Raw genomic sequence first — 21,701 nt, forward strand, 5'->3', positions numbered from 1 at the left:
GGCGGGCGGGCACTTGATCGCCCGAAGCGCGTTGCCATCTCGCCGGTTCACGAAACGAGGATCATACCGCCGATGCGCACCGAAGCCGAAGTCGCCGCCATGCAATGCCCCGTCTGCCGCGTCCCGCTCGCGATGAGCGACCGGCAGGGGATCGAGATCGACTATTGCCCCCAGTGCCGCGGCGTGTGGCTCGATCGCGGCGAGCTCGACAAGATCGTGGAGCGCAGCGCCCCGCAGGCCGCCCCACAGCGCGCGGCGCCCAGCTATGCCCAGCACGGCGGCAGGGGCCATTCGGGTTACGGCCATGGCTACGGCAAGCCGCACAAGCGGCGGAAGAGCTTCTTCGAGGAACTGTTCGACTGAGGGCTATTTCCCGACGAACAGGAACGCGCAGGCGGCCATGATGCAGCCGAATGCCCCCGCATGCCGCCAGGTCAGCGCCTCGCCCAGCACGAGCACCATGAACGCGCCGAACACCGTCAGCGCGATGGCCTCCTGCGCGATCTTGAGCTGGCCCGGGGTCCAGCCCGAGAGGTAGCCGATCCGGTTGGCGGGCACCGCGAGCGAGTATTCGACGCCCGCGAGCAGCCACGAGATCAGGATCACCCATCCCAGCGGCCGCGCATTGGCGACCTCGGGCCCGCCCTTCAGGTGCCAGTACCAGGCGGCGGTCATGAACAGGTTGGAGAGCGTCAGGAGGATCAGCGTCTGCATCGCAAGGAAATGCGCCCGCCGCGCTGCGCGGGCAAGCGAAACCGGCGCCGCCCCGCGCCGCGCGGGCGATTTGTCAGCGAGCGGGCGCGGTGCTATTGGTTGCAGGAGAAACCATGTCCATCATCGCACCACACGATCAGGATTTCACGCTTCTGCCCGACATGCCGGCGGACGTGTTCACCGCGCCGCTCCAACGCCCCGCGCACGTGGGGGAGGACTGGCTCGAGCCGCAGCAGACCGATTACGACGGCGACGACGACGCGATCTGGAACGATCTGTTCGCGCGGCAGATGGAGGTGCTCCCCGGCCGCGCCGCGAGCGCGTTCATGGAAGGGCTCGACAAGCTCGACCTCGGCCAAGGCGGCGTGCCCGAATTCGGCCGCCTGTCCGAGGAGCTGGGCAAGCTGACCGGCTGGAGCGTGGTGCCGGTGCCGATGCTGATCCCCGATCACGTGTTCTTCTGGCATCTCGCCAACCGGCGCTTCCCGGCGGGCAACTTCATCCGCACGCGCGAGACGTTCGACTACATCCAGGAACCCGACGTCTTCCACGACGTGTTCGGCCACGTGCCAATGCTCACCGATCCGACGTTCGCCGACTATATGCAGGAATACGGCAAGGCCGGGTGGAAGGCGATGCGCGCCAACCGGCTGAAGGCGCTGGGCGCGCTTTACTGGTACACGGTCGAATTCGGGCTGATGCTGGAGCGGGGCGAGGTGCGGGCCTATGGCGCGGGCATCCTCTCGGGCCCAACCGAGGTGGTCTACGCGGTCGAGGCGCAGAGCCCGAACCGGATCATGCTCAACGTCGACCGGGTGATGCGCACCGATTACGTCATCAGCGACCTGCAGCCGACCTATTTCGTGATCGAGAGCTTCGAGGATCTCTACCGCCAGACGGTGGAGCGTGATTTCGACCGGCTCTACCGCAACCTCTCGCCCGCGTTCACCTATGCCAATTCGGCCGTGATCGACGTCGACAATCTCGTCCACCGGGGCACGCAGGAATACCTGCTTCGCGGCGGACGCGGCAGCGGCGCAAAGCCGGTTTGAGGCCAAAGAAAAAGGCCGGCCCGGATTTCTCCGAGCCGGCCTGTTTCCGCATAAGATCCGAAAGGCTTACATGCCTTCGGTCGTAGCGGCGGTGTCGCCTTCGGCAGCAGCTTCGGCGCTCTCTTCCATCGCGTCCGCCTGATCTTCGGCGGCGTCGGTCATGGCATCGGCTTCGGCGTCGGTGATCTCGCCGGTGGCTTCCATCGCCTCGGCCTGATCGTTCACCATTTCGGCGTTCTGCTCGCCGGCGTCTTCGGCAGCGTTTTCCTGGGCGCTGTCGCAGGCCGCGAGGCTGAGGCCCATGGCGGCGACCGAAGCGATCATCGCGCTCTTGTAAATGCTCTTCATCTCAGTCTTTCCCCTTTGCTTGTTGGGTGGGCGACACATACACACGTGCCACCCGGTCGTGAATAGTGTTTACCTAAAAATGCCTGTCGGACAGCCGGTTCCTGAAAAGTCCCAGAATTCCGAGCACCGCCAGCGCCGCAATGATCGCGATCGGGATGGAAATCGGGCTCACGCCGGAAAGGATCGAGCCCTGATTGGCGATCAGTCCGCCCGCCACCGCGCCCAGGGCACCTGCGCCGACATTGGCCATGATGCCCCTGCCATTCTCGATCCGCTGGACGATCGCGGCCAGCCAGCCGAGAAGCGCGCCCGTTACGAGAAAGATGATCAAACCCATCGTCTGCTAATGCTTGTGAGCCATGTTGCCCGGTAGAACCCGAGGCCGGGGCGGTCGTTCCGGCTTTTGCGACGACCCGAGCCGGGTTGTTGCGACTCGGCAACGGCGGCCGCAGCCACGTCAGGGGAGCGCGAACCAGCCGATGGCAATCGCGCCCAGCACGATCCGATACCATCCGAACGGCGCGAAGCCGTGTCGGCTGACATAGGCGACGAAGACGCGGATCACGGCCAGCGCGACGAGGAACGCGGCGATGAAACCGAGCGCGATCTCGCCCCAGCCCACGGTCGCGGTGCCGTGGAAGAGGGCGGGCTCGTCGAGAAGCTTGACCGTCGCCGCGCCGAGCATCGTCGGCACCGCGAGGAAGAACGAGAATTCGGCCGCGGTCTTGCGTCCGACGCCCATCGCCAGCGCCCCCAGGATGGTCGCCGCCGAGCGGCTGGTGCCCGGGATCATCGCCAGGCATTGCGCGAAGCCGACGGCGATCGCGGTCTTCCACGAAAGCCCGGCAACGCCCGTGTCCTCCCGCGCTGGGATCGTCTTCTCGAGCACCAGGATCGCGATGCCGCCGACGACCAGCGCCACCGCAACCACCATCGGCGCGCCGAGCATCACGTCGATCGCGTCCTTCGCCAGGAGGCCGATGAACGCCGCGGGCAGAAAGCCGAGCAGGATGTTGCGCACGAAGCGCAGCGCCTCGGGCTCGCGGCGCAGGAAGCCCATGCCCATCGACCAGAAGGTCTTCCAATAGGTCACCACGACCGCCAGGATCGCGCCGAGCTGGATGACGATGTTGAACTGCCGCCACTGCGCCGGGTCGTAGCCAAAGAACGCCTGGGCGAGGATCAGGTGGCCGGTCGAGGAGACGGGCAGGAACTCGGTCAGGCCTTCGAGAATGCCGAGCAGGATCGCGGTAAGGGTGAGGCTCATTGCGGTCGGGTCATGGCGATGGAGCGCGGCGTGTCAAATCCAAATCGGGCGAACCCACGAAAAACGCCCCCGACCGGAGCCGGGAGCGTCTTCGATGATCGCCGATCGATCCTACCAGATATGCACGCGCTCTTCGGGCGGCAGGTAGAGCGCGTCGTCGGACGTCACGTCGAACGCGTCGTACCACGCGTCCATCTGGCGCACGACCCCATTGGTGCGATATTCCTCCGGGCTGTGCGGATCGGTCCGCAGACGCTGACGGGCGTTGTCCTCGCGCTGTTGCGAGCGCCAGACCTGCGCCCAGGCGAGGAAGAAGCGCTGATCGCCCGTCAGACCGTCGATCACCTCGTCCTCCTCGCCGTTCAGCGAGAGCTTGTAGGCGCGGTACGCAAGGCTGAGGCCGCCCACGTCGCCGATGTTCTCGCCCAGCGTGAGCCGGCCGTTGACGCAGGTCTCGCCGTCGTCGAGCGGGCAGAAGCCGTTGTACTGCTCGACCAGCGCGTCGCCCAGCTTGTCGAACGCGGCGCGGTCGGCATCGGTCCACCAGTCGCGCAGCATGCCGGTACCGTCGGACTTCGATCCCTGATCGTCGAACCCGTGGCCCATCTCGTGCCCGATCACAGCGCCGATGCCGCCGTAGTTGACCGCGTCGTCCGCCGAGATGCCGTAGAACGGCTGCTGCAGGATCGCGGCGGGAAACACGATCTCGTTCTTGGTCGGGTTGTAATAGGCGTTGACCGTCTGCGGCAGCATGCCCCACTCGGTGCGGTCGATCGGGCCGCCCAGCTTCGAGAGCATGTCCTGCCATTGCCACTTCGCCGCAGCCACGCGGTTCGCCAGCGGATCGTCGGCATCGATCGCGAGGCCGGCGTAGGTTTCTAGATTGTCGCGGTAGCCGATCTTGGGATCGAACTTGTCGAGCTTGGCGACGGCTTCCTGCTTGGTCGCATCGCTCATCCAGTCGTTGTCGGCGATGCTGGCGGCGAGCGCCTTGCGCAGGTTCGCGACCAGCTCTTCCATCGCCGCCTTGTTCTCGGGCGGGAAATAGCGCTCGACATAGGACGCGCCGACCAGTTCGCCCAGCAGGCCTTCGGATTCGGAGATCGCGCGCTTCCACCGCGCCCGTTGCTCGGGCGTGCCGGTCAGCGTCTGGCCGTAGAAAGCGAAATCGGCGTTATCGATCGCACTCGGCAAGACGGCGGCGTTGCTCTCGAGGAATTCCTTGGTGGTCCAGGCCTTGAGCACGTCGAGCGGCGTTTTCGCCAGCAGCGCCATCATCGCGGGCGTGCCGCCGCCGATCTTGGCAACCGTGTCTGCGCTCAGGCCCAGTTCGGCCACTTCGGCCTCGGTCGGCGGCAGATCGTAGACGACGTACTTGTCGGTATCGCCGAGGCCGCTCGCGGTCAGCATCGCGGACAACGGAAACTGGCCGGAAAGGCCGGTCAGTTCCTGTGGGCTAACGGCATTGTAGGTCAGGTCGCGATTGCGGCTGGTCGCGCGGTCCCAGCTAACCGTGCGCGCGATCGAATCCTCCAGATCGTACACCTGCTGCGCGGTCGCGGCGGGATCGGCATAGCCGGCCTGCCCGAACAGGAAGGCGAGATATTCGCGATACTTGGCCTGGATATCCCGGCCCTTCTCGCTCTCGTCGAGGTAATAGTCGCGGTCGGGCAGGCCGAGCCCGCCCGAAGCGACATAGACCGAGTAGCGCGTCGGCTCCTTCGCATCGACCGTCACGAACCCGCCCAGCGGCGAGGAATAGCCCGGCGTGCCCCACAGCGTGGCGAGCGCGGAGAGATCGTCCGCTCCGGCGATCGCATCGAGGTACGGCTTGGCGGGGGCAAGGCCCGCGGCGTCGATCGCCTGCGTGTCGAGGAAGGCGTTGTAGGCATCGACGATGCGCTTCTCGTCGGACGAGAGGCTCGCCGGATCTTTCGCCACCAGTTCGTCGACCAGCGTCTTCACGTCGCTGGTCGATTTCTCGCGCAGCAGGTTGAACGCGCCGAAGCGGCTGAATTCGGGCGGCAACGGGTTCGCCTCCAGCCACTTCTCGTTGGCATAGGCGAAGAAGTCGTCGCCGGGGTCGACGCTCTGGTCGATGCCCGAAGGATCGTAGCCCCATTCACCGAAGCTCATGGTCGGCATCGGCGTCTCTTCGGCAGGCGCGGCGGGTGTATCCTGCGCCAGCGAAGGCGCGGCGAGGGTAAGGGCAAGCGCGCTGGCGCCTGCGGACAGCAGAGTGCGGATCATCGGTGTAATCTCCCGGAAATTTCAATCAGCCCCGAGGATGCGGACGATCCTCGGCTGCGAGCATAGGCGCTCGCGCGCGACCGGCGTAGCCGTTCGTCGGTTTCAATTGCAACTTCATAGAATTGGGCGGCTGTGCCTCGCCTGAACGGCAGCTCAGGCGGCCTCGACGCTGGCAAACTGGAGCGCGGCGAGTCGCGCGTAGAGACCCCCTGCATCCGCCAGTTGCGCGTGCGTGCCCTGCTCGACGATCCGCCCTTCGTCCAGCACCACGATCCGGTCGGCCGCGCGCACGGTAGCGAGGCGGTGCGCGATCACCAGCGTGGTGCGCTGCGCCATCAGCCGGTCGAGTGCCTGCTGGACGAGCTGTTCGCTTTCCGCATCGAGCGCGCTGGTCGCCTCGTCGAGCAGCAGGATCGGCGCATCGCGCAGCAAGGCGCGGGCGATCGCGAGCCGTTGCTGCTGCCCGCCCGAAAGCCGCGTGCCGCTCTCGCCGAGATAAGTGTCGAGGCCTTCGGGGAGTTCGCGCAGGAATCGTTCGGCATTGGCCGCGCGCGCGGCTTCCCAAATGTCGTCGTCGCTCGCGTTCCACGCGCCGTAGCGCAGGTTGTCGCGCGCGTTGGCGGAAAACAGCAGCCCGTCCTGCGGGACGAGCGCGATGCGGCGGCGGATGTCTGCAGGGTCGGCGCTGGTCAGCGGAATGCCGTCAAGCCGGATCGTACCCGCCTGCGGATCGTAGAACCGCTCGGCAAGCTGGAACACGGTGCTCTTTCCCGCGCCCGACGGGCCGACCAGAGCGACCGTCTCGCCCGGCTCCACCTCGAGCGTGAATTCCTTGAGCGCGGGCGCATCGAGCCGTGTCGGATAACGGAAGCTGACGCCCCGGAAGCTGAGCGAACCGCGCGGCGGCTCGGGCAGCGCCAGCGGGCGCGCCGGGGGGGCGATGTCGGGCTTTTCTTCGAGCAGTTCCTCCAGCCGGCTGGCCGCGCCCGCGCCGCGCAAAAGCTCGCCGTAGACCTCGGTCAGCGCGCCGAACGATCCGGCCACGATGACCCCGGTGATGACGAAGGCGGCGATCGTCCCGCCGCTGATCTCGCCGCTGGTGACCGCGATCGCCCCGCGCCACATGACCAGCGTGATCGCGCCGAACACCACGAAGATGATCGTCGCGGTCATCAGCGCGCGCAGCAGGATGCGGCGCTTGGCGGTGTCGAACGTGCGCTCGACCGCCTCGGCGAAGCGCGCGCCTTCGCGCCGTTCCTGATTGAACGCCTGGACGATCTTCATCCCCGCGAGCACTTCGGAGACCATCGCGCCGACGTCCGCGATCCGGTCCTGGCTCGATCGCGAGACGTTGCGGATGCGCCGCCCGAAGATTACGATCGGCAGGACCACCAGCGGAATGCCGATAATCAGCCCGATAGTCAGCTGCGGGGCGAGCCAGAACAGATAGGCGGTGCCCCCGATGGCCATCAACGCGTTGCGCAGCGCAACCGAGATCGTCGTCCCCACGACCGTCTCGATCTGCGCGGTGTCCGCCGTCATCCGGCTGGCGATCTCCTTCGGGCTGTTCTCCTCGTAGAAGCCGGGGGCGAGGCGCAGGAGGTTGGTCTGCACCTTCAGCCGGATGTCGGCGACCACTCGCTCGCCGAGCCAGGAGACGAAGTAGAACCGCAAGGCGGTGCCGATCGCGAGCACGCCGACGATCAGCAACAGATACTGGAACCAGCGCGCGATATCGCCCGATCCGCCGCCATCGGCGAAACCGCGGTCGATGATGAGCTTGAAACCGTTGGGGATCGCCAGTGTCGCCGCCGCGGTCACGATCAGCGCCAGCAGCGCCAATGCGACGCGGCCGGGGTAGTTCGCCGCCTCGCGGACGATCATCCGCAGCGGGCCGAGCGTGCGCGCGGGCCGAGCCTCGCCTTCGACCGCCGCGCTGCGGCGAAACCAGCCGCGCCGGGGATTTTCCTCGAGTTCGGGGGTGTCCGCGTTCATCGCAGCCGCAGGTAGCGACGACGGCGGGCAAAATCCACTCGAGGCTGGCAATTTCGGCACAAACGCCCAAATGATGCGTTGCACAAACGAACCGTTATCGTCACTGTGCACTGCACAAAGATAACGGAAGGCGCCTTTCGAGGCGCCCAGCAGGGGAACGCGATCTTGCTTTACCATGCCTACGAACTTCAGCGCGCCTGGCTCAACGGCGCGAGCACCTGGGCCTCCATGGGAGCCGAGATGCTGACCAATCCGTACCTGCCGATGGGCTATACCGGGCTAGGGCCCGCCGCGGCTTCGGCGCTCGAGGTGTTCGCCCATGCCGCCGCGCCGCGCGGCAAGCCCGCGTTCGGAATCGAAACGGTGGAGGCGGGCGGGAAGAGCTGGCCGGTTGAAGAAGCGACCGTGGTCAACAAGCCGTTCGGCGATCTCAAGCGCTTCGTGCGCGAAGGGTTGCCCGACGATGCGCCGAAGCTGCTGATCGTCGCGCCGATGAGCGGACACTACGCCACGCTGCTGCGCGGCACCGTGCAACGGATGGTGGAAAGCTGCGAGGTCTATATCACCGACTGGGCCGATGCGAAGACGGTGCCGCTGTCGGACGGGCGCTTCGACCTCGACGACTACATCGATTACCTGATCGGCTTCCTGGAGCATATCGGGCCGGATGCGCACGTGATGGCGGTGTGCCAGCCTTCGGTCCCCGCATTGGCGGCGACGGCGCTGATGAACGCCGAAAAGCACCCCTGCCGTCCGGTGACGCTGACCATGATGGGTGGGCCGATCGACACGCGCGAGAGCCCGACCACGGTCAACGACGTGGCGATGGACCGGCCGATCGAATGGTTCCGCCACACGGTGATCGCCACCGTGCCGATGCAGCATGGGGGCGCGGGGCGGAAGGTCTATCCCGGCTTCCTCCAGCTCGCGGGGTTCATGAGCATGAACCTCGGCCAGCACCTGCAGAGCCACTTCGAGATGTTCAAGCATCTGACCGCAGGCGACGACGACAGCGCGCAGGCAACCAAGGACTTCTACGACGAATACCGCTCGGTCTGCGACATGACGGCCGAATTCTACCTCCAGACCGTGGAGGAGGTGTTCCAGAAGCATTCGCTGACCAACGGCACTTTCGTCCACCGCGGCGAGGCGATCGATCTCGGCGCGATCCGCGACACCGCGATCCTCGCCATCGAAGGCGAGCGCGACGACATCTCCGGCATCGGGCAGACGAAGGCCGCGCTCAAGCTCGCGACCGGGCTGGCGGAGAGCAAGAAGCAATACCTGCTGGCGAAGGATGCGGGCCATTACGGCATCTTCAACGGCAGCAAGTGGCGCGACAGAATCGCTCCCGCGGTCGAGGAATTCCTCGCGAAACACGGCAAAGTGAAGCTCAAGGCTGCGGCCTGAGAGAATTGGTTCACGCGGAGACGCAGAGACGGGGAGGAAGTTACGCTCACGGCGAAGCCGCCTTCTATCTGCAACCCCGTGTCGATCGCGACCGGCATGGATGATCGCCTGCGGCGCGTCTTCGCGTCTCCGCGTGAACCCAAATCTACGACTGCCGCTCGCGCTCTCGCCTGAAGATTCGCCGCAGCACCCGCCGCGCGGTCAGCAGCAGCCACACGGTGATCGCCAGCAAAACAAGCGCGATCCCGCCTGCGACGTACGGGTATTCGTAGGCCGCCCACAGCAGCCCGGCGGTCGCGATGTCCTCCGCGCTCGATACCGCCACGTTGCTCACCGGCTCGGGGCTGGCGTTGACCACGCCGCGCGCGCTCGCCTTGCCCGCATGGGCCGCGAAGGCCGCGCCGCCGCCGAGCAGGAAGGCGATCACCTGCGCCGCCGGATCGGACGGGTCGACGATCGCCAGCGCCAGCAGCGCGCCGCCCACGGGCCGCACGAACGTGTGCACCGCATCCCACACCGAATCGAGCCACATCACCTTGTCGGCGAGAAATTCGGCCAGCGCCGCGAGCGCGGCCACGCCCATCACCCAAGGGTTCGCCAGCACGTCCAGCGCGGCGAGATATTCAGGCAGGGGCAGCGCGCCAAGCCGCATCGCCAGCCCGGTCGCGAATAGGCACAGATAGAGCCGCCATCCGGCGAGCAGGCTGACGCTGCCCGCGATCCCGATGATTTCCATCACGCCCATGGCTCATCTCCTCGACGCACGAGAATGCGCCCGCATGGCCGGGTGGGCAAGGTCTAGCGGGCGTCGCCGACGATGCGGGCTTCGTCCGTGCCGCAGCGGAAGGCGGCGGCGCGGGTGTCGGCGATCTCGCGCGCGACGCGGTTGGCGTCCGCCGTGTCCCCCGCGATCTGGGCCACGCGGCAACCGGGTGCGCCCGCGCGGCCGATCTTCTCGATCGCGAGCACGGTGCGCCCTGCGCTGCCCGGCGCGACATCGCGATAACGGAAGATCACCGCGAACGGCGTGCCGTCGTTCGTGCGCCATTCGATGCGATCGGCGATCTCGTTGAATGCGCCGATGGTCATGAATTCCTCGCCGTCCACCCCGGCGTCGAGGTCGAAGCGCCCGTCGCCGTGGTGGGCGAACAGCGGGATGCCTTCCCGGCCCGGGCAGGCGTAGTCGACGCCGGTTCCCTCGGGCTGCTCCGCCGTCACCCGGCAGGCGGCGAGGTCGAAATCGGAATAGACCGAGGCGTAGCCGCCGGTTTCCGCCGGAGTATCGGTTGCCCCGACTGCGGGCGTAGCCCGTTTCACTGGTGTCGCAGGCTCGGGCGTCTCGGTTTTGGGTGCCTGCTCCGGCGGGTCCTGCGAACAGGCGGCGAGCCCGAGGGCGGCGGTGCAGGCGGCAAAAGCGAACGGGCGGCGCATGGCATTCTCCTCTGGCGAGAAGAACGCACGAGCCGCCCGCCCGTTCATTTTCCGGCGTTCATTTCCGGGTGTCGGTCAGAGGACTTCGAACATTCCCGCCGCGCCCATGCCGCCGCCGACGCACATCGTCACGACGACGTATTTCGCGCCGCGGCGCTTGCCTTCGATCAGCGCGTGGCCGGTGCAGCGCGCGCCGGTCATGCCGTAGGGGTGGCCGATCGAGATCGAGCCGCCGTTGACGTTGAGCAGCTCGTTGGGGATGCCCAGCTTGTCGCGGCAATAGAGCACCTGCACCGCGAACGCTTCGTTCAACTCCCACAGGCCGACGTCTTCCAGCTTCACGCCGGTGCGCTCGAGCAGCTTGGGAATCGCGAAGACCGGGCCGATGCCCATCTCGTCGGGCTCGGTGCCCGCGACCGCCATGCCGACATAGCGGCCGAGCGGCGTCAGGCCCTTCTTCTCGGCGACCTTGGCTTCCATCAGCACGCTGGCCGAGGAGCCGTCCGAAAGCTGCGAAGCATTGCCCGCGGTGATCGTGGTGCCGGGGCCCATCACCGGCTGGAGCGCGGAAAGGCCTTCCAACGTGGTTTCGGGGCGGTTGCCCTCGTCCTTGGCGATCGTGACCTCCTTGTCGGAAATCTCGCCGGTTTCCTTGTTCTGGACTTTCATCGTGGTGCTGACCGCCACGATCTCGTCGTCGAACTTGCCTTCGGCCTGCGCGGCGGCGGTGCGCTGCTGCGATTGCAGCGCGTATTCGTCCTGCGCCTCGCGGCTGATGCCGTAGCGCTGGGCGACCGTCTCGGCGGTCTGGAGCATCGGCATGTAGATCGCACCGTGCATCGCCAGCAGCTCGGGGTCAGGCTGCACGCGCATTTCTTTCGTCTGCACGAGCGAGATCGATTCCTGCCCGCCCGCGGCGACCACGTCCATATTGTCGATCATGATCTGCTTCGCCGCGGTGGCGATCGACATCAGGCCGGACGAACACTGGCGGTCGATCGTCATGCCCGAAACCGAAGTCGGGCAACCGGCGCGCAAGGCGACCTGGCGGGCGAGGTTGCCCGCCTGCGCGCCCTGCTGCAGCGCGGAGCCCCACAGCACGTCGTCGATCTCGGCCGGATCGATCCCGGCGCGCTCGATCGCGGGCTTCAGCGAATGGGCGCCCAGCGTGGCGCCGGGGGTGGCGTTGAACCCGCCCTTGTAGGCGCGGCCGATGGCGGTGCGGGCGGTGGAAACGATGACTGCGTCGCGGGACATAGGAATGCTCCTTTGAAGGACAAAAGTCCTCTCCCCTTCAGGGGAGAGGAGTTACACGAAGAACTGCGCGATCCACTCGGCGATCAGCGCGGGCTTGTCCTCGCCTTCGATCTCGATCGTGACTTCGTGCGTCTGCTGCCACTGGCCGGGGCGCTTCTCGACGAGTTCGAGCAGCTTCCAGTGGCCGCGGATGCGCTTGCCGCTTTTGACGGGATTGATGAAGCGGGTTTTGTTGCCGCCGTAATTGACGCCCATCTTCACGCCGTCGACCTTCGGCAGGTCCGAATTGGCGCTGAGATAGGGGATCATCGACAGCGTGAGGAAACCGTGCGCGATCGTCCCGCCGAACGGCGTCATCTTCGCTTTTTCCTCGTCGACGTGAATGAACTGGTGATCGCCGGTAGCGTCGGCGAACAGATTGATGCGATCCTGGTCCATCTCGACCCACTCGCTGGTGCCGATGTTCTGCCCGACCTTGCCTGCCAATTCCTGCGGGGTCATGCGCCTCTCTCCTTCGCCGCGATATGCCTACGAAACGGCGGCTTCATGGCGCATGAAATGGCCTAGCGCAACGCGCCCGCTCCTGCCGCTACGGCATCGCGGCGGCCTGCGGCCGACTGGCGCCGCCGCGCGGCCACCCGTGCATCCCGACCGCGCGAATCGAGCCGCTTGCAATAGCTCCACAGCCCGATCTGCAAGCCGATCAGCATCAGCACGAAAGGCTGGTAGGCGATCCCCTGGAACACCGAACCCACGAGATAGATCGCCTGTCCGACCTGCAGCGCGCTGGCGAGCGGCGCCTGCCACTGTTCGCCTGTGCCGCCGCGTTCGCGCCAGCGGCGCCGGATGCGCTCCATCTGCCACAGCCCGAGCGCGTGGATCCACAGCCACAGGCCGAGCCCCGGCCAGCCCTGCTCGCCCAGCATCTCGAAGATCGCCGAGTGGTAGGCGCGCGCCTTGTCTTCCACCTGGCGATATTCGATCGCGGTGGTGTTGCCCTGCTCCACCACCACCGGCAGGCGATAGGTGAAGGTGTTGCCGCGATAGGCGTCGAACCCGCCGCCGAAGGGATTGTCCGCCACGTAGTCGAACGTCCATTGCCATACCGCCACGCGGGTGGAGGCGGACTGGTCCTGATCGTGGCTGCCGATCGTCGCCATCCGCTGGTAGTAGCTCTGCGGCACGAAAGGCAGCGCCAGCAGCCCGAGCGCTGCGCCCGCGACGATGAAGGTCATCCGCCGCTTCACGTCGCGCAGCGCGATCACCGCGAGCACGCCGATGCACAGCAGGCCGGTGCGCGCCTCGGTGCCGATCGGGATCAGCAGGCAGGCGAAGATCAGCGCGTAGGCGAAGGTCTTCACCCGCCAGTCGGGCGGGAACACCGTGCCGTGGCGGGTGAACCACACGATCAGCGGAATGATCGCGATCGAGACCGTCGCCAGCGTCGAGCTTTCGTACATCCCCGAGTTGTCGTTGACGAAGAAATAGAGCGAAGCGTAGCCGCCCCCACCGGTCGCGGTCTTCATCCCCGCGCTGATGATGATCGCGCCCACGGTCAGCACCATGATCAGCGCCGCACCCTCGAGCCGCAGGCGGGTGGTGAGCGTCATCGGCAGGAAGATCGCGAACACCAGCGCCTTCCACACCCAATCCCATTTTTCCTGCGCCATCAGCGGGAAATCGGCGGTCTGCGTGGTCCAGAAGCAATAGGCGAGCAGCAGCGCCATTAGCACCTGCCGGAACGTCACCCGCATGCTTTTCTTGTCGTCGGTCAGCAGCCACCCCGCGAACGCCGCGCAGAACGCGATCAGCGAGATCGGCAGCGCGGAAGTGATCGACCAGCCGATCTTCTGCGGGGCGAGGATATCGATGTAGAGATAGGCCAGCACCCACACGAACGGGCGGCGAAAGCCGATGGCGAGGAACGCCATGACGAAGCCGAACAGCGCGAGATCAAGCATCGCGCTGGTCCGCTTGGTTCTCTTGTGTGCCGTTGTGCGCGTCGTCGAACGCCGGATCGCGGTCGGTCGCGTCGCTGCCCGCCAGCCGCAGCAGCGCGAGCGCGAGCAGCGCGTGGACCAGGGCGAGGGCGAAATAGTCGATCAACCGGCGATGCTTTCCAAAGGGCGCGCCGGGCGGGCCTAGCAGCGGCCGGTTGACGCGCCGTTAAGCTTGTCGTGGCACGACGCGCGGGCATGACCCGGGTGCTCCACATCCTCGATCACTCGCTGCCGCTCCACAGCGGCTACACCTTCCGCACGCGCGCGATCCTCAAGGCGCAGCAGGCGGCGGGGCTGGACGTGCGCGGCGTTACCGGATTGCGCCATGCGGGTGGCGACGAGAGCGTGGAAACGGTGGACAGCCTGACCTTCCACCGCACGTCCGGCGCAGCGTCCGGCCCGCCGGGCCTTCGCGAATGGCGCGAGATCGCGCGCTTCGCCGATGGTATCGAGCGCGCCGTGCGCGAATGGCGGCCCGACGTGCTCCATGCGCATTCGCCCGCGCTGTGCGGGCTGGCCGCACTCAAGGTCGCGCGGCGGCATGGCATTCCGCTGGTGTACGAGATTCGCGCATTCTGGGAAGACGCCGCGGTCGGCAACGGCACCGGGCGCGAAGGATCGCTCAAGTATCGCCTGACGCGCGCGCTGGAGAACCGCGCCGTGGCAGGCGCCGACGCAGTATTCACGATCTGCGCGGGACTGCGCGACGATCTGCTGGCGCGCGGCGTTTCGCCCGAAAAAGTCGCCTTGTCGCCCAACGGCGTCGACCTTTCGCTGTTCGGCGATCCGCCGCCGCGCGACCACGCGCTCGCCGCCGAACTGGGGCTGGGCGACGGCCCGGTGATCGGCTTCATCGGCAGCTTCTACGACTACGAGGGGCTGGACGACCTGATCGCCGCGCTGCCGTCGTTGCGCGAGCGTGCGCCCGGCGCGCAATTGCTGCTTGTCGGCGGCGGGCCGATGGACCATGCCCTGCGCGCGCAGGCCGCGGCGAGCCCGGCGGCGGACGCGATCCACTTCACCGGGCGCGTGCCGCACCACGCGGTCGAGCGATACTATTCGCTGATCGACGTGCTCGCCTATCCGCGCAAGCGCAGCCGGCTGACCGACCTCGTCACGCCATTGAAGCCGCTGGAGGCGATGGCGCAGCGCCGCCTCGTCGCCGCGTCCGACGTCGGCGGGCATCGCGAACTGATCGCCGACGGCGAAACCGGAACGCTGTTCGCCCCCGACGATCCCATCGCTTGCGCCGCCGCGCTCGCGGGCCTGCTGGCCGATCGCGCCGGATGGGATGCCATGCGCGAGCGCGCCCGCGCGCATGTCGCCGCACACCACGACTGGGGGCGCAACGTCAGTCGTTATCAAGTCGTTTACCATCGTCTGCTAGCCGATGAGGCGAATGGGGCAATTTCCGCCGCCGCCTGAAGTGCGCGGCGGCCCGCAACGGGGATGAACGACGTGGCGACCAAGCATGACGGCAGGGCAGGCCAGGTTCCGATCAGCAGGCATCCGGCCTTTCCGGCCATCGTCGCGCTGTGGTTCGCGGCGCTTCTGGGGATCGGCACGCTGGTGCTGCCCGCGCATCTGTTCGAAGCCGCGATCGAGGCCAGCGGTATTTCCGCCGTACTGCCCGTGGCCGAACCGCCGCTCGGCGTGACCGCACGGATACTGATTGCGCTGGTCGCCGCGGCGATCGGGGTGATCCTGGGCTTCGTCCTCGCGCGCAAGGTCGCGGCAGCGCAACAGGATACGCGCGTGCCCCACCGCGCTCCCAGCGCGGCGCCCGAGGCAAAGCGTCCGATATCGGCTCATGACGAACTGTGGTCCGAAGGTTTCGACGAACCTGTTGCCGATGCGCCCGCTGCGCTGATCCCCGGCCGCCGCCGCGCGCTGTCGGTTACCGACGAAGGCGGACCGAGCGAATTTCTCGGCAACGGCGAGTTGCCGGCCGAGGACACCGAGATCGTGATGGACGACCCGCAAGTCGCGCCGCCGCCGATCGAGATGCCTGCTGCAGAGCCGATCGAGGACGATACGCTCGAACTCGCCGTCTTCGCCGATGGCGAGCCGTTCGAGGCTTCGTTCGACCATGCGCCGCCCATTGCCGCGGAAGCGCCGGACGAAGACGTGCCTGCCGTTGTCACCGGGCTCGTGATCCCCGGACCCTCGATATCGCTCGACGCCGCGCGTCCGTTCGACGGGCCTGCCGCTGCAAGTCCGGCAGACCGGTTGCACAGCGAGTTCGTCGCCGAGCCGGCTCCCGAATTCGTGCCGCCGCTGACGGAGGAGGCCGTTGTTTACGACGATGACCATACCGAAGTTGCATCGGAGGTATCGGCGCAGCCCGAGCAGGAACCGCCCGTGCCAGCGGACGAGGACCATGCGTTGGGCGACCTTTCGATAGCCGAACTGGTCGAACGCTTCGCGCTTTCGCTTCAGCGAGCGGCCGAACGGGCCACCGAAGCCGAGGCTGTGCAGCCGCCGCGCTACGTGCCCGATCTCGGGGTAGAAGCGGTCGAGGCTCCGCGCTTCGCAGCACCGGACGAGCCCGTTGCCGCCTCCCCGGCCGAACCTGCCGACGAGCCGTTGAGCGAGGTTGAGGAAGAGCCGGTGGCGACAGTGCCCGAGGCGCTTCGTCCTGTCGCGTTCGAAGGCGAGGTGGCCGAAGATGAGGACGAAGCCGAGGATTTCGCGCTGACGCTGTCGCTCGCACCCCAGCCGAGACCGTTCGATCGCCCGGCCGATCCCGCGCCGGCAGCCGAATCCGCCAAGGAAGCTGGGGATGCCGAGACCGATGGTGGCTACAGTTCGCTGCTGAGCATGCGGAAGCAGGCAACGAACCGGGAATTCGTGCGGATCGACGACGAACTTCCGACGAGCGATGCGCCGGTGGATGCGGCAATCGAACCGGTGGTGGTATTTCCCGGTCACGAGCAGCGCCACGTGTCGCGGGCCGAGCGGTCGCCCGAGACGAGCGTGCCGGAAATGGCCGATGTCCAGCGACCCTTTGCCGCGCCTGCGCATGCCGGCGCGAGCGGGTCCGATCCGATGCAGACCGAGCGCGCGCTGCGCGAAGCCCTGCACAAGCTGCAACGGCTGAGCGGCGCCGCCTGACCGGAAATCGGCTCGCAGAACAGGCGTGGAGCCCTTTTGCGGAAGCAAGAATTACTAATACCTATGCACTGCCTTCGCAGTTGCAAAACGCCCAACCTGTCGTCATGAAGCCCCTTCGCGATAATTTTCGTGCGCGATCGTGCGCCACGGGACGCGCTTCATTGCCGGAGCGGCCCCGATGGCGCCTGTCTCGCCGCACGGCATGACGAAGGCTTTCGAATGGGATTTCCGCCGCCGACCGGTCTCTACGATCCACGCAACGAACACGATTCGTGCGGTGTCGGGCTGGTTGCGCACATCAAGGGTGAAAAGAGCCACGCCATCGTCGGCCAGGCGCTCGAGATCCTCGCCAACCTCGACCATCGCGGCGCGGTCGGCGCCGATCCGCTGCTGGGCGACGGCGCGGGCATCCTGATCCAGATCCCCGATCCGCTGATCCGCGCCTGGGCGGATGGCGAAGGGTATGACTTGCCGCCCGCTGGCGATTACGCCGTCGCGCAGTGCTTCCTGCCGCAGGACGAGGCGGCGCGCGCTTTCGTCGCCGGGCAGATGGAGAAGTTCATCGCCAAGGAGGGTCAGCGGCTGGTCGGGTGGCGCGACGTGCCGACCACGCTCGACGGGCTGGGCGAAGCGGTGATCGAATCGATGCCGGTCATGCGCCAGTGCATCGTCGCGCGCGGGCCCGATTGCGCCGACCGCGACGCGTTCGAGCGCAAGCTGATCGTGATCCGCAAGCAGACGCTGAACCCGCTTGCCAAGCTCGCCGAAAAGCACGGTCTGCCCGCGCTGACCCAGAGCTATATCCCGAGCTTCTCCAGCCGCACGATCGTCTACAAGGGTCTGCTGCTGGCGACGCAGGTGGGCAGCTTTTACGACGATCTGCGCGATCCGCGCTGCACCTCGGCGCTCGGCCTCGTCCACCAGCGGTTCTCCACCAACACTTTCCCGAGCTGGCGGCTCGCCCACCCCTATCGCTTCATGGCGCACAACGGCGAGATCAACACCGTGCGCGGCAACGTGAACTGGATGGAAGCGCGCCGCCGGACGATGGAAAGCGAACTGCTCGGCGCCGATCTCGACAAGATGTGGCCGCTGATCCCGCACGGCCAGTCCGACACCGCGTGCCTCGACAACGCGCTCGAACTGTTACTCGCGGGCGGATACAGCCTCGCCCACGCGATGATGATGCTGATGCCGGAGGCGTGGGCGAAGAACCCGCTGATGGATCAGGCCCGCCGCGCGTTCTACGAATATCATGCCGCGCTGATGGAGCCGTGGGACGGCCCGGCCGCGGTCGCCTTCACCGATGGCCGGCAGATCGGCGCCACGCTCGACCGCAACGGCCTGCGCCCCGCACGCTATTGCGTGACGAAGGACGATCTCGTTTGCCTCGCGTCGGAAAGCGGCGTGCTGCCGTTCGCCGAGGAAGATATCGTGCGCAAGTGGCGCCTCCAGCCTGGCAAGATGCTGCTGATCGACTTGGAGGAAGGCCGCATCGTCGAGGATGCCGAGCTGAAGGCGGACCTCGCCGCCGCGCATCCTTACGAAACCTGGCTGGCGCAGACGCAGTACAAGCTCGGCGATCTCGACACGATCGAGCCCGAACTGGCCGCGATCCCCGAGCACACCACCACCCTGCTCGAACGCCAGCAGGCCTTCGGCTACACACAGGAAGACGTCGCGCGCTTCCTCGAGCCGATGGCGCTGACGGGTGATGATCCGATCGGGTCGATGGGCACCGATACCCCGCTCGCGGTGCTGAGCGCCAGGCCGCGCCTGCTCTACGACTATTTCAAGCAGAACTTCGCGCAGGTCACCAATCCGCCGATCGACCCGATCCGCGAGGAACTGGTGATGAGCCTGCTTTCCATGATCGGCCCGCGCCCCAATCTGCTGGGGCGCGACGCGGGGACGCACAAGCGGCTGGAAGTGGAACAGCCGATCCTGACCAACGCCGATCTCGCCAAGATCCGCTCGGTCGAGGTCGCGCTGGACGGGGCATTTCGCACGCACACGCTCGACGTGACGTGGGATGCCAGCACCGGCACCGACGGGCTCGAAATGGCACTGAAGGAGCTGTGCTGGGCCGCGACCGAGGCGGTGCTGCTCGATCACAACATCCTGATCCTGTCGGACCGCGCGCAGGGGCCCGATCGCATCCCGATCCCCGCCGCGCTCGCCACGGCCGCGGTGCATCACCACCTCGTGCGGCAGGGCCTTCGGATGCAGACCGGGCTGGTGGTCGAGACCGGCGAAGCGCGCGAGGTCCACCACTTCTGCGTGCTCGCGGGCTACGGCGCGGAAGCGATCAATCCCTATGTGGCGTTCGAGACGATCGAGGCGATCCGCGCCGAGCGTTTTCCCGAAATCGACGAGAAGGACGCGCGCCGGAATTACGTGAAGGCGGTCGGCAAGGGCATTCTCAAGGTCATGTCCAAGATGGGCATCTCGACCTACCAGTCGTATTGCGGGGCGCAGATCTTCGATGCGGTCGGTCTGTCGAGCGCGTTCATCGAGAAGTATTTCACCGGCACCGCGACCACGATCGAGGGCGTGGGGCTGGCCGAAGTGGCAGACGAGGCGGTGCGCCGCCACACGCTCGCCCACGGCGACGATCCGCTCTATCGCGGGATGCTCGATGCGGGCGGCATCTACCAGTACCGCCTGCGCGGCGAGGACCACGCCTGGACGCCGGGCAGCGTCGCCAGCCTGCAGCACGCGGTGCGCGGCAATTCGCAGGACCGTTACGAGGATTACGCGCGCGAGATCAACGAGCAGTCCGAACGCCTGCTGACGATCCGCGGCCTCATGGAGTTCAAGGTGGCGGAGAGCCCGGTGCCGCTGGACGAGGTCGAGCCGGCCACCGAGATCGTCAAGCGCTTCAGCAGCGGGGCGATGAGCTACGGCTCGATCAGCCGCGAGGCGCACACCACGCTGGCGATCGCGATGAACCGCATCGGCGGCCGCTCGAACACCGGCGAAGGCGGGGAGGAGCCCGACCGCTTCACCGCGCTGGCGAACGGCGATTCGATGCGCAGCCGGATCAAGCAGGTCGCGAGCGGCCGTTTCGGCGTGACCACCGAATACCTCGTCAATTCGGACGATATCCAGATCAAGATGGCGCAGGGCGCGAAGCCCGGCGAAGGCGGGCAATTGCCCGGCCACAAGGTCGACAAGGTGATCGGCGCGGTGCGTCACTCGACGCCGGGCGTCGGCCTCATCAGCCCGCCGCCGCACCACGACATCTATTCGATCGAGGATCTCGCGCAGCTGATCCACGACCTGAAGAACGTGCAGCCTTCGGCGCGCATCTCGGTCAAGCTGGTGAGCGAAGTCGGCGTCGGCACGGTCGCCGCGGGCGTGTCCAAGAGCAAGGCCGACCACGTCACCATTTCGGGCTACGAGGGTGGCACGGGCGCTTCGCCGCTGACCAGCCTTACCCATGCGGGCAGTCCCTGGGAGATCGGCCTTGCCGAAACCCAGCAGACGCTGCTGCTCAACGATCTGCGCAGCCGCATCGCGGTGCAGGTCGACGGCGGCCTGCGCACCGGGCGCGACGTTGCGATCGGTGCGCTGCTCGGCGCGGACGAGTTCGGCTTCGCCACCGCTCCGCTGATCGCAGCGGGCTGCATCATGATGCGCAAGTGTCATCTCAACACCTGCCCGGTCGGCGTCGCGACGCAGGACCCGGTGCTGCGCAAGCGCTTCACCGGCACGCCCGAGCACGTCGTCAACTACTTCTTCTTCGTCGCCGAGGAACTGCGCGCGATCATGGCGCAAATGGGCTTCCGCACCGTCGAGGAAATGGTCGGCCGGGTGGATCGGATCGATACCCGCCGGGTGGAGCGGCACTGGAAGGCGCACGGGATCGACCTGTCGCGCGTGCTCCAAGCCGTAACCCCGCCGAACGACGGCGCGCTGCACCACACGCAGCAACAGGACCACGGCCTCGGCCCGGCGATGGACAACGAATTGATCGCCGCCTGCCGCGAGGCGATCGACGCAGGCACCCCGATCCAGCTCGACCGCACGGTACGCAACGTAAACCGCACGGTCGGCGCGATGCTATCGGGCGAGATCGCCCGCCGCCACGGCCACGCGGGCCTCAAGCCTGAAACGATCCGCATCAATCTGACCGGCGTCGCCGGGCAGAGCTTCGGCGCCTGGCTTGCGCACGGAGTCACACTCGACCTGTCGGGCGATGCCAACGACTATGTCGGCAAGGGCCTGTCCGGTGGGCGGATCATCGTGCGTCAGCCGGAGGGCGTAGGCCGCGATCCGGGTGCGAACATCGTGGTCGGCAACACCGTGCTCTACGGCGCGATCTCGGGCGAGGCCTATTTCGAGGGCGTCGCGGGCGAGCGCTTCGCGGTGCGCAATTCGGGCGCGGTCGCGGTGGTCGAGGGCACCGGCGACCACGGCTGCGAATACATGACCGGCGGCGTCGTCTGCGTGCTCGGCCGGACCGGGCGCAACTTCGCCGCGGGGATGAGCGGCGGCGTCGCTTACGTCTACGACGAGGGCGGCGACTTCATCCGCCTGTGCAACCCGGCGCAAGTGGACGTGGTGCCGATCACCGTCGACCCCGAGCCGGAAGAGGGAACGGGCCGCCCGCAGCAGCGCGCGCGCTCGGTCGAAGATGCGGGCATGGGCGACATGCTGCGCCACGATGCGGAGCGGCTGCGCGTGCTGGTAGAGCGGCACAAGCTCCACACCGGCTCGGCCAAGGCCGCCGCGCTGCTGGACGATTGGGATGCGGCGCTGGCGCGCTTCGTCAAGGTCATGCCGCGCGACTACGCCCGTGCGCTCGAATTGCTTGAGGCCGAGCGCGAGGAAGCGGCCAGCGTGGCGGCGGAGTAACGG

18 protein-coding genes are annotated in these 21,701 nt (G+C 67.1%); 6 read left to right on the top strand and 12 right to left on the bottom strand.

All coding sequences use genetic code 11. From position 1 onward, the window contains the following. Positions 1 to 72: 72 nt before the first annotated feature. A complete protein-coding gene (locus ACE3QC_RS10105; RefSeq protein ID WP_374407794.1) occupies positions 73 to 363 on the top strand; it encodes a zf-TFIIB domain-containing protein in 291 nt (96 codons plus the stop codon). A gap of 3 nt (positions 364 to 366) precedes the next feature. Here ACE3QC_RS10105 and ACE3QC_RS10110 read toward each other — a convergent pair whose 3' ends face one another. Then, positions 367 to 714 (bottom strand): DMT family protein, encoded by a 348-nt coding sequence (locus ACE3QC_RS10110; RefSeq protein WP_374407795.1) that lies wholly within the window; start codon positions 712 to 714, stop codon positions 367 to 369. A gap of 161 nt (positions 715 to 875) precedes the next feature. Between ACE3QC_RS10110 and phhA the strand changes: the two genes are divergently transcribed. Next, positions 876 to 1,766 carry a phenylalanine 4-monooxygenase gene (gene phhA / locus ACE3QC_RS10115; protein WP_374408057.1) on the top strand — a complete coding sequence of 297 codons (891 nt, stop codon included), beginning with the start codon at positions 876 to 878 and terminating at the stop codon, positions 1,764 to 1,766. Positions 1,767 to 1,832: 66 nt separating this feature from the next. On the opposite strand, the gene ACE3QC_RS10120 is transcribed toward phhA, so the two are convergent. The 5 genes from ACE3QC_RS10120 to ACE3QC_RS10140 all read right to left on the bottom strand — a co-directional run bounded on the left by ACE3QC_RS10120 (position 1,833) and on the right by ACE3QC_RS10140 (position 7,626). Next, positions 1,833 to 2,114 carry a hypothetical protein gene (locus tag ACE3QC_RS10120; protein ID WP_374407797.1) on the bottom strand — a complete coding sequence of 94 codons (282 nt, stop codon included), beginning with the start codon at positions 2,112 to 2,114 and terminating at the stop codon, positions 1,833 to 1,835. 73 nt (positions 2,115 to 2,187) lie between these two features. Beyond that, entirely contained in the window at positions 2,188 to 2,451 is a 264-nt protein-coding gene (locus tag ACE3QC_RS10125; protein WP_374407799.1) for a GlsB/YeaQ/YmgE family stress response membrane protein, read from the bottom strand. Positions 2,452 to 2,571: 120 nt separating this feature from the next. Further along, positions 2,572 to 3,381 carry an undecaprenyl-diphosphate phosphatase gene (locus ACE3QC_RS10130; RefSeq protein WP_374407801.1) on the bottom strand — a complete coding sequence of 270 codons (810 nt, stop codon included), beginning with the start codon at positions 3,379 to 3,381 and terminating at the stop codon, positions 2,572 to 2,574. 111 nt (positions 3,382 to 3,492) lie between these two features. Continuing rightward, positions 3,493 to 5,631 (bottom strand): M13 family metallopeptidase, encoded by a 2,139-nt coding sequence (locus tag ACE3QC_RS10135; RefSeq protein WP_374407803.1) that lies wholly within the window; start codon positions 5,629 to 5,631, stop codon positions 3,493 to 3,495. Positions 5,632 to 5,784: 153 nt separating this feature from the next. Continuing rightward, positions 5,785 to 7,626 carry an ABC transporter transmembrane domain-containing protein gene (locus ACE3QC_RS10140; protein ID WP_374407804.1) on the bottom strand — a complete coding sequence of 614 codons (1,842 nt, stop codon included), beginning with the start codon at positions 7,624 to 7,626 and terminating at the stop codon, positions 5,785 to 5,787. Between the two features lie 165 nt (positions 7,627 to 7,791). Between ACE3QC_RS10140 and ACE3QC_RS10145 the strand changes: the two genes are divergently transcribed. Further along, the gene (locus tag ACE3QC_RS10145) at positions 7,792 to 9,036 is read left to right on the top strand and encodes a polyhydroxyalkanoate depolymerase (RefSeq protein WP_374407805.1); all 1,245 of its coding nucleotides are present in this window, start codon (positions 7,792 to 7,794) and stop codon (positions 9,034 to 9,036) included. 145 nt (positions 9,037 to 9,181) lie between these two features. Here ACE3QC_RS10145 and ACE3QC_RS10150 read toward each other — a convergent pair whose 3' ends face one another. The 6 genes from ACE3QC_RS10150 to ACE3QC_RS10175 all read right to left on the bottom strand — a co-directional run bounded on the left by ACE3QC_RS10150 (position 9,182) and on the right by ACE3QC_RS10175 (position 13,830). Continuing rightward, a complete protein-coding gene (locus ACE3QC_RS10150) occupies positions 9,182 to 9,781 on the bottom strand; it encodes a DUF4126 domain-containing protein (protein WP_374407806.1) in 600 nt (199 codons plus the stop codon). 53 nt (positions 9,782 to 9,834) lie between these two features. After that, complete coding sequence (locus ACE3QC_RS10155) at positions 9,835 to 10,467, bottom strand: hypothetical protein (RefSeq protein WP_374407807.1); 633 nt, start codon at positions 10,465 to 10,467, stop codon at positions 9,835 to 9,837. A gap of 75 nt (positions 10,468 to 10,542) precedes the next feature. Beyond that, on the bottom strand, positions 10,543 to 11,724 hold the full coding sequence (locus ACE3QC_RS10160; RefSeq protein WP_374407808.1) for an acetyl-CoA C-acyltransferase: 1,182 nt from the start codon (positions 11,722 to 11,724) through the stop codon (positions 10,543 to 10,545). A gap of 51 nt (positions 11,725 to 11,775) precedes the next feature. After that, a complete protein-coding gene (locus ACE3QC_RS10165; protein ID WP_374407810.1) occupies positions 11,776 to 12,225 on the bottom strand; it encodes a MaoC family dehydratase in 450 nt (149 codons plus the stop codon). A gap of 62 nt (positions 12,226 to 12,287) precedes the next feature. Continuing rightward, the gene (locus ACE3QC_RS10170) at positions 12,288 to 13,685 is read right to left on the bottom strand and encodes a DUF5935 domain-containing protein (RefSeq protein WP_374407811.1); all 1,398 of its coding nucleotides are present in this window, start codon (positions 13,683 to 13,685) and stop codon (positions 12,288 to 12,290) included. After that, entirely contained in the window at positions 13,678 to 13,830 is a 153-nt protein-coding gene (locus ACE3QC_RS10175) for a hypothetical protein (RefSeq protein ID WP_374407813.1), read from the bottom strand. Before ACE3QC_RS10175 ends, ACE3QC_RS10170 begins: the two co-directional genes overlap by 8 nt. An 89-nt stretch (positions 13,831 to 13,919) precedes the next feature. On the opposite strand from ACE3QC_RS10175, the gene ACE3QC_RS10180 reads away from it, so the two are divergent. From ACE3QC_RS10180 to gltB, 3 genes are all read left to right on the top strand, one after another. Further along, entirely contained in the window at positions 13,920 to 15,149 is a 1,230-nt protein-coding gene (locus tag ACE3QC_RS10180) for a TIGR04063 family PEP-CTERM/XrtA system glycosyltransferase (RefSeq protein ID WP_374407815.1), read from the top strand. A gap of 33 nt (positions 15,150 to 15,182) precedes the next feature. Next, a complete protein-coding gene (locus ACE3QC_RS10185; RefSeq protein WP_374407817.1) occupies positions 15,183 to 16,838 on the top strand; it encodes a hypothetical protein in 1,656 nt (551 codons plus the stop codon). A gap of 219 nt (positions 16,839 to 17,057) precedes the next feature. Then, entirely contained in the window at positions 17,058 to 21,698 is a 4,641-nt protein-coding gene (gene gltB, locus ACE3QC_RS10190; RefSeq protein WP_374407819.1) for a glutamate synthase large subunit, read from the top strand. The last annotated feature ends 3 nt before the right edge of the window (positions 21,699 to 21,701 follow it).

The sequence above is a fragment of the Pelagerythrobacter sp. genome (genome assembly GCF_041912895.1).
Taxonomy (GTDB): domain Bacteria; phylum Pseudomonadota; class Alphaproteobacteria; order Sphingomonadales; family Sphingomonadaceae; genus Pelagerythrobacter.